Below are 6472 nucleotides of genomic sequence, written 5' to 3'. Positions count from 1 at the left end.
TGAAAACTACGTCCGTTATCTTAGTCGCCCAGAGTTGTTAAGAGCGGAAATTGAAAGAGCTGGAGTCGAGCTAGTTGTTATTGATGAAATTCAAAAAGTGCCAGCACTCTTAAATGAGGTCCATTGGTTAATAGAAAATAAGAATATCAAGTTTGGGCTCTGTGGCTCTAGCGCCCGCAAAGTAAAGCGCGGAGCGGCTAATTTACTCGGTGGGCGAGCGGTTCGCCACGAAATGTTTGGGCTTGTAAGTCGCGAATTGGCAAATGATTTTGATTTAAAGCGACTGCTTAACCACGGGTATTTGCCCTCGATTTATTTGGATGATGAGCCTACGAGTTTGCTTCGTTCTTACGTAAGTGATTACTTAAAGGAAGAAATCCTAGACGAAGGTTTAGTTAGGAATCTTCCCCCATTTTCTGATTTCTTGCGCATTGCTGCAATATCAGACACGGAAATAATTAACTACACTAATATTGCCAGTGACTGTGGAGTTTCCAGGGATACGGTCATTAACTACTACTCGATTCTCTGCGAAACGCATTTGGGAAGGTTCTTGCCGGCGTATACGCGAAAACCCAAGAGAAAGGTAATTCATGCGCCCAAATTTTACATGTTTGATGTTGGCGTAGTGAATTTTTTGGCCAAGCGCGGCTTGCTTGAAATGGAAAGTCAGTTGTGGGGAAAGGCCTTTGAAAATTGGGTGTTTCACGAATTATCCGCGTATGTCTCGTATGGTGAGAGAGATTTAGATCTTTATTATTGGAAACTTAGCAGTGGTCAGGAAGTGGATTTTGTGGTGGGTGAGAACTTGTGTGCCATAGAGGCAAAGGCGATTCGTTCCATTAATAACCGACATCTTAAGAATTTAAGAGAGTTTAAAAATGAGCACCCTAAGACAAAGCGACTTATTTTAGTATCGCTTGAGCCGCGAAGTCGTAAAGAGGAAGATGGCGTAGAGGTGTTATCGGTAAGAGATTTTATCGCTGAGCTCTGGGACGGAACGTTGTTTTGACATTCTAATTAGTTTAAATATTTATGCGCTCGTTTTTATTGCTGTTGATATTAATTCTACCGTTTCTTTTTATAAAAACTGCTGTAGCGCAGCCGCAGACTGTTTTTTACATAGACCCATCAGCGAGCGATCCTCAAGAAAATGGCACAGAAGCACATCCCTTTGATTCTTGGGAAGACATACTGCAAAAAACTCCCACGAGAAATTTTGAGCCGGGAAATACTTATCTGCAGAAAAGGGGGACGATTTTTTATGGACGAGTTTTTGTCGGCAACCGAAACGGAACGGCCACAAATAAAATAGTTTTTGGCGCTTATGGTAGTGGAGCCCGGCCTATAATTAATGGCCGCATGCCTTTAACGAGTTCCTCTTGGCAAGGGCCAGATGCAAATGGAGTCTATAGTTATCAAGTGACTCACCCTAACGAGGAAGTTACCGTTTTTTACGCTTCCTCGAATCCCACAATTGACCCATATGGAGTAGAGATGCCCTTAAATCCACAGGGGGATACTGCTTCGCCAGTAGATGGAACTTGGAGTTACATTCAAGGTTCGCGCACCATTTATTACAATCCAGCAAGTTCTGGGCCGATACCAAGGGCTAGTAATACGGTATTCTTCTATAGCGCGCGCCGCACGCATATACCCTTTAATATAGCCAACTCTTCCTATCTGGAGATTCGCGATTTTCATTTAACGCGTGGAGCAGTTCATGGATTAATGGCAAGTACTACCGCACATCACATCGACATCCATAATATTTTGGCTGATTATAACGGAAGCGTTTCGCAAAAAGTTGCAAGTGATTTGTTGGGCCGCGGAAATGGAATTCACATAGAGGGGCATGATGTCAATATATATGATTCAATTGGGGCCTGGAATGAGGATAATGGTGGGTCAGTAGAAAATACGCAGTCACAGACGCAGAAGCCCTACAATGTTTACTTTCACCGCTGCACCTTTAACGACAATAAAGATCATGGAGGAACCTTAAGGGGAGCTCATGTCGTAGCATCGCTAGCTGATATTTCTCACGGAGAATTTCGCAATTGCCTGTTTGAGCGAAATGGTTGGCAGCCAACTTATGGTAGATACGGACTGCGCGTGCACTCAGCTAGGGGGAAAATTAGCGATAGCATCATTAGAAATAATTACGGACCAGGAGTAGCGTTTTTAAGTGATGCCAGTAGCATAAGCACAGCAATATCTATTTCTCTTGAAAACAACTTAATTATTGACAATGGGCAGGGGGTCGAAGGAACGGATGTAGATCCCATGACTTCCCGCGCATCTCTTGCCGTGGCAAATTATGGAAGACAAAATTACATAATTTTAAACCACAACACTATTGTGAGCCCGGGCATTGGCCTAAATGCCTATTACAATGTTCCCGCCATTTTTCAACTAAGCAATAATGTTATGATTAGTCGTGCGGATGTGGCCATGCAGCTAGGAAGGGATTTATCTACTCAAGTGTATTTTCGTAACAATGACTATCAGGCAGGTGGCGCGGCGCTTTTAAGGGCCGATCAGCGCGACTACAATATTACTTCCTGGAACGATCGCGCTAACGTGTCAAATGACCTCAATGCGTCACCGCTTTTTGTTGACGAATCGGCAAGAGATTATCATTTGCGAAGTTCTTCACCGTTAGTTGGCGCCGGAGTGGTAACGACTTTAAGTCGCGATATTGAGAACAACCCGCGCGACACTGCCCCGGATATAGGTGCGTATGAATATCAAGGCGGGAATCAGGATTCAAGTTCGCCGAAGGCGCCAACGGGTTTGCGAACATTGGGTAACTGAGAGACTTCATAAGGTTCTTTACTGCGTCATTTGGATAAATTTATAGTCGAATATGAGCGCAAATTATCAATACTTAGTAATAAGGTCATCGTGTTATTGCGAAAAGATGTGTAATGTCAATGGGTTGGCTACATTAAACCTTACTTCAGATCAGCCAGGAGGCCTTTTGATCCCTCGGTTTCAGCTATCGCAGCGCCTCAAAGGTCTCTTTTACACAGTGTGAGCCTCCTCATTTTTTCAAAATCACTAACTCGATGGAAGTCCGGTTCCTTAGCGTTAATCTTTGACCAGCTCAGATATTGCCTTTTATTACCCCCGATGATGAAAGACACATTTGCCTTAGATGCGGAGGTAAAAGCAAATGAAACCGAAAGGGAAGAAAGAGGAATGGAGATAGCTGCGCGCCAATGTTCTTTCTTCGCCTCAGCGAAAACTTTAACTCCTGTTGGTTCTAAAAAAGCCGAGGACGAGGGCTTGCGGTGGGAGTCGAAAAGTCCAGACCACCACGCACCGCTAGGGCTTAAATTAAATTCTTGATAGCGATTGCTGTGGTCCTCTTTTAAAAACAACTCCGCGACGTCTCTTTCCCAAAGTCCTGCGCGAAATTCATTGAGGCAATAGCTTCTATCGCAAGTGGGCCCCTCAAAGCATTCTGCGGCAAACATAAGGTGTTGAGGGGTCAAGACTAACACAAAGCCAGTTTTTGCAAGAGGTGCTGAGCCGAACCAATCGGTTTGAAAGTAATTTAGTTGGAGTTTAAATAACTCTTCTAACTCGAAAGAAGAGTGACTTTCGAAGATGGGAATTGTTATATTTTGAATGTAACCGTCTGAATTAGATGTCATTATTGAATAATATCTATATGGGCCTGTTGGAAAACTACCGTTTTCCAACCAATCGCTTCTGCGATTGGTTTTTTGCCTACTCTGGAGACAAAAAACAACCCCTTGTTGTTATTTTCAATTTGTAGAGCCCCAATTGATAGACACATTTAGGCTCTACAAATACAGTGCTACGCACTGGCATCCGCCTTCGGCGTCTGCTATACAGGGTGTGTCATCCGACACACCCTGTATGTTACTTAGGCATACGCAGTTAAATACATAATCTCATCTTGCAAAAAAGTTGGCTAGAATTAACAAAATTTAGTTGATTAACCCATTTTACGCCGATATCATAGCAGATACCATCGCTTATCCGCTGCGATTATTTTCCCTTGTTCCACCTTTCGATCTTCGTTTAGGAGCGAGAGCTATGAAAAAAGTCAACTTATTTCAAATTAGAGAAATCCTACTCACTGCGGGTTTTTTAGTCCTTTATTTCTTTGTGGTTACGCCTAATGTTGTAGCTCAGGGCGCTCAGGTCTGGCAGCAAGTGCCAATACGCACCAAGGCGCAGAAAACAGCAGGTTTAATGGGTGGCGAGGGAACACAAAATGTTTACTCTATCAGTTACGCGCCTTCCAATCCTAATGCTGTTTATAATGTCAATGATGTGAGTCAGGTTTGGAAGAGTATTGATGGCGGATCAAACTGGGCAAAATCGCATAAGGGATTCCTGGCAAGAGGCGCGACTTCTGTCGCAGTAAGCCCGCTTAATGAAAATTTAGTATTCGCGACCGGTGGTGTCATGTCATCGGCATTAATACCGCAATCGCCCGCAGATGGCATTTACAGAAGTACCGACGGCGGCCAAAATTGGTCATTAGTATTTCCTGGGCGCTATTACAAAATATTTAATGGAGGCACACACGTAGCCTTTGCCAATAACGGAACTGTATATGCGGTAACCCTTGATGGAAAGCTGGTGAAATCCACTGATAACGGAAGTACGTGGACAGTCATCTGGAATCCCGGTGTACGAATGGACGACATAAAAACACACCCCACCACGCAAAATATATTATTTATTGTCATGCCGTCCGGTCTTTGGAAGATTACGGACAATGGCAGCAGCGCAACTCCTATCAAGATAGGCGCCGGATTGCCCAAAAACCCTGCTTCGGTAGTTATTGATAAACAGAACCCAAATAATGTTTACGCCACTGTGTATGAATATAAAGTGTATAAATCAACCAATGGCGGGCTTAATTTTAGCTCAAGCAGTAATGGCATGAACGTATCTGCTGGCAAACAGGCGACCTCTCTTGCCATCAGCCCCGCGGATGGAAATTATCTTTATGTGTATTTTGTAAATAGTCCGCAGGACTTTTTTTACTCTCATGACGGTGGAGCCAGTTGGCAACGCCCTGTCACTACGGATGAAGCCAATGCGGATGGATATGTCAGTGGTTCCCTGGAACATCCCAATACCAACACGGGTTTTGGATGGGGCACCGGACCCATTGTTGCCCATCCTACCGATAAGAATATAGCCATCGCAACGGGCGCTTTTTATCATATGAAAAAGACGACTGACGGTGGGCTAAATTGGAGATACAGCAATTCCGGCAACACGGGTGGTGCGGCTGGTAATGGTGTAGCGAGCTTTAGTTTTGACCGGACAAACCCAAACAGATTCGCGATCTTCCTCGTCGATTACGGCGGTTACATTACTGATGATAACGGCTCAACTTTCAGGCCATTTCTAATACAATATTATAACGACAATGGTAATTACGTCAGGTCAGCCACGGCCGGGGCAATTGATTCTCTTTCTAATTCGCAGCTTATTATTTCTTCTAACGGTGGATGGGACAAACAAACTCTTGCTCAAAGTGCGGATAATGGCGTTACCTGGCAATTCTCAAAAGACAGCGCTGGAAACAGCATGGACATAGGTTATACGTTTATCGATTTTCATCCGCAGAATCCCAATATTATTTACGCGAACCGGTATAAAGGCGTTCGCAATGCCGTAACGAAGGCAATTACATGGACGGGACTTTCTAACCGCGTAGAGGCTGTTTTTGCTGGAAACGGCGACCATGTGTATGGTTTTTGGGATAAAACAATTTATAAATCAATCGATGCGGGAGTAACATGGACTGTTCACAGTACTATCACAAACACGGAGACATCGGCAGGCATTTCAGCGCTCTCCATTGATCCGACGAATGAAAACAGAATGTACGCCGTCGCTCAAACAAACGGCCTTTACGTGTGGAATGGTACAACGTGGATTAAAAAAGGAGCGGTGGATGGATTTCCTAAGGATGCTTTTAACAGATATGGCACTGTAGCCATTGCGATTGATCCACTCAAGCCAAACATCATTTACGCTGCAAACACCGACCAGACGATGGGGCAATCTAATGGCGTCTTTCGTTCAACGGATTATGGCTCCACATGGGAGAACATCTCTTACAATCTTGGACCCGAGATAAATATCGCGGCTCTAAAAGTTAATCCGCATAACGGGTATATTTATCTTGGTTCATATCACGGCACATGGAAGCTCCCCCCTCCATATGCAAGTAGTGACAAGACTCCGCCAATCGCGCCAAAGGGTATGCGCGTAGTGCAATAAGTTTAAGTAAGGTAAGGGTAAATTATCGAATGCAGTTGGCTGGTGATTAGGCTGTCAGTCTGTTCTGGCTATGTTGTCTCACTGAATTCACAGAATTTATTTGATTAAGGTATTGTTTGCTTGTTATCATAATAACTGCCCTGTTTGAGCTTCTAGCTGCTGAATCTGTTTTCCGCTATTTGGCCAT

At 44.1% G+C, this 6472-nt stretch carries 4 protein-coding genes; 3 read left to right on the top strand and 1 reads right to left on the bottom strand.

Annotated features, from left to right (window positions below; genetic code table 11):
• Nucleotides 1–1012 (top strand): ATP-binding protein (locus IT291_06150; GenBank protein ID MCC6220803.1); only part of this gene is annotated, 1012 nt, incomplete at its 5' end.
• A 23-nt stretch (nucleotides 1013–1035) separates the two neighbouring features.
• Nucleotides 1036–2817 (top strand): hypothetical protein, encoded by a 1782-nt coding sequence (locus tag IT291_06145; GenBank protein ID MCC6220802.1) that lies wholly within the window; start codon nucleotides 1036–1038, stop codon nucleotides 2815–2817.
• Between the two features lie 197 nt (nucleotides 2818–3014).
• Here the strand turns inward: IT291_06145 and IT291_06140 are convergent, their stop codons facing one another.
• Entirely contained in the window at nucleotides 3015–3662 is a 648-nt protein-coding gene (locus tag IT291_06140; protein MCC6220801.1) for a hypothetical protein, read from the bottom strand.
• Nucleotides 3663–4071: 409 nt separating this feature from the next.
• Between IT291_06140 and IT291_06135 the strand changes: the two genes are divergently transcribed.
• The gene (locus IT291_06135) at nucleotides 4072–6285 is read left to right on the top strand and encodes a hypothetical protein (GenBank protein MCC6220800.1); all 2214 of its coding nucleotides are present in this window, start codon (nucleotides 4072–4074) and stop codon (nucleotides 6283–6285) included.
• The last annotated feature ends 187 nt before the right edge of the window (nucleotides 6286–6472 follow it).

The sequence above is a fragment of the Deltaproteobacteria bacterium genome, from assembly GCA_020845775.1.
Lineage (GTDB): Bacteria > Bdellovibrionota_C > UBA2361 > SZUA-149 > JADLFC01 > JADLFC01.
The sequence above is the reverse complement of the archived record's forward strand: the minus strand, read 5'-3'. Positions and strand labels throughout refer to the sequence as shown.